Source organism: Saccharopolyspora sp. NPDC002578, assembly GCF_053592695.1.
Genome location: NZ_JBSFWJ010000163.1, coordinates 1 through 2,104, shown reverse-complemented (window position 1 = coordinate 2,104; position 2,104 = coordinate 1). Strand labels below are relative to the sequence as shown.

Below are 2,104 nucleotides of genomic sequence, written 5' to 3'. Positions count from 1 at the left end.
GTGGCGGAACCTCAGCGTTCTTCTCGCTGCGGGATCTTTTTCCCGAGTGGCTCCGCCACGAGGGAAAAAGCTGTCCTCGCGAGAAGAACGCTGAGAACCCGCGGGTGGTCTTCTTGCTTTGGCTGGTCGCTGCTCAGCGGCTTCGCCGCTGACAGGACCACGGCCCGTGGTTCCTGGTGTTGGTTGGCCGGTTTGCGACGGGGCGTTGACCTGGGGTGGTGGGGGGTATCTGCTCACCCCGAGGTGATCGCGGATGAGTGCACGGATGCGCCGGTCGTGGCGCAGCAGTGGGATTCTCGGGCTCGTGCTGGCGGGAGCGGTGGCGTTGCCCGCCGTGGCCGCGGCGGCGCCGGCACCGTGGACCGGTGACTTCGGGGACTTCCCCGGCGGGTCCTGGGAGCAGCGGTGGGGCGTGCTCGACGACGGTCGGTTCGGCTTCGACCGGATGTCCGGCCGGGACGGCGCGCTGGAGGTGTTCTACGGCCAGGGGTCGTCGGCGCCGTCGTGCGACGACTGCCCGACCGAGGGCGGCGGCCAGTTCTACACCGACTTCGACGACCTCGGGCGCGAGGACCTCTCCCAGGCCCGCGCGCTGCACCTGAGCTACCAGGTGCGGTTCCCCGCCGACTACGACTTCGGCAAGGGCGGCAAGCTGCCCGGCCTCTACGGCGGCCCACCGGGCGAGGCCGGGGGCGGTAACCACGGGCAGGCCTGGTCGACGCGGTTCATGTGGCGCAACGACGACGGACACGACGCCCGAGCGGGCGACGGCGAGGTGTACGTCTACGACCCGTCGCTGGGTGACGGCTACGGCGAGGACGTGGGCCGCGGCGCGTGGCAGTGGCAGGCCGACGACCAGTGGCACACCGTGGAGCAATCCGTGGACCGGGACAGCGGGCGGATCGTGGTGCGCTACGACGATCAGGAGGTGCTCGACGTCGTGGGCATCGAGCAGATCGGTGACGTGCCGTTCGCCGGGATCTTCTTCTCCACCTTCTTCGGCGGCCACGCCACCGAATGGGGCCCGGACCACGACGTGCGCGCGCAGTTCCGCGACTTCCAGGTGAGCGCGCCGGAGTAGCCCCGGCTCAGGCGGCGACGGGCAGGGCCGGGTTCAGCTCTCGGCTGAACGCGGCCAGCCCGTCGGCCAGCCGCGTCGTGGCGCGCGGATCCCAGTCCCAGCCTTCGGCGGTGGACGTGAGCCACTTGTCGAACAGGAAGCTGGTGGGCGTCACCCGGTGTGCGCCGTGATCGGTGAGCAGGCGGCGCACGGCGTAGTCCGCGGTGCTCGACTGGGCCTGCGTCGACCCGAGGCACACCGCGTGCACCGGGCGCCGCGCGGGCGAGGGCATCAGGTCCAGCCAGGCCCGCAGCAGCCGGCTCCCGGAGACCTCGTAGGACGGCGTGATCAGCACGATCCCGTCGGCGTCGTTCAGCAGCCTGCGCGCCCAGCGCAGCGATGGGGCGTCGGAGCGGCCGGTCAGCAGCGCGGATTCGGGCATCAGGTCCAGCGGCAACCCGCGCACCCGGAATCCCTCGGCGCGCAGCGCGTCGCCGGTGGCGCGGTTCAGTTCTTCCAAGCGGGACAGGGAATGCGGGCTGCTGGAGACCGTAATGACGGTGGACATGAGCGAGTTCTTCCTGCGAGCGGCCGGATTCGGCCGTGAACGAGCGTGACGGGAGCGTTCAGCAGGAAGAACAGCAGGCACCGTTGACGCGCGCGTAGTCCACGTAGCGGCAGCGGGTCAGCGGTGCGGCGGTCACCGACGAAGTACACCAACCCCCGAAAATCCGGTCAATCCACTCCCACCCGCCGAGATCCCCCCAAGAACCCCCACCGCACGAACCCGAGCAGTCGCAGCGAACCCGTGCACTGGACGAGCGAAGCGAAGTCCGCCCAGCGGCCGAAGGCCGTGCCTTTGCGGCGAAGCCGTGCAGTGGGCGGCGAAGCAAGTCTGCCTTGCGGCGAAGCCGTGCCTGTATTCGCGCAGCGAATAGCCCACGTCGAAAAGCCGACCACCGGCGGGTTCTCAGCGGCTTCCTCGCGAGGACAGCTTTTTTCCTCGTGGCGGAGCCACTTGGAAAAAAGATCCCGCAGCGAGGA

At 69.8% G+C, this 2,104-nt stretch carries 2 protein-coding genes; one reads left to right on the top strand and one right to left on the bottom strand.

Features of this window, described 5'->3' with window-relative positions:
• Positions 1-253 precede the first annotated feature (253 nt).
• Positions 254-1,081, top strand: a complete 828-nt coding sequence (locus ACWD38_RS30295) for a polysaccharide lyase (protein WP_246456688.1) — start codon at positions 254-256, stop codon at positions 1,079-1,081.
• Positions 1,082-1,088: 7 nt separating this feature from the next.
• Here ACWD38_RS30295 and ACWD38_RS30290 read toward each other — a convergent pair whose 3' ends face one another.
• Entirely contained in the window at positions 1,089-1,628 is a 540-nt protein-coding gene (locus ACWD38_RS30290) for an NAD(P)H-dependent oxidoreductase (RefSeq protein ID WP_184477836.1), read from the bottom strand.
• Positions 1,629-2,104 lie beyond the last annotated feature (476 nt).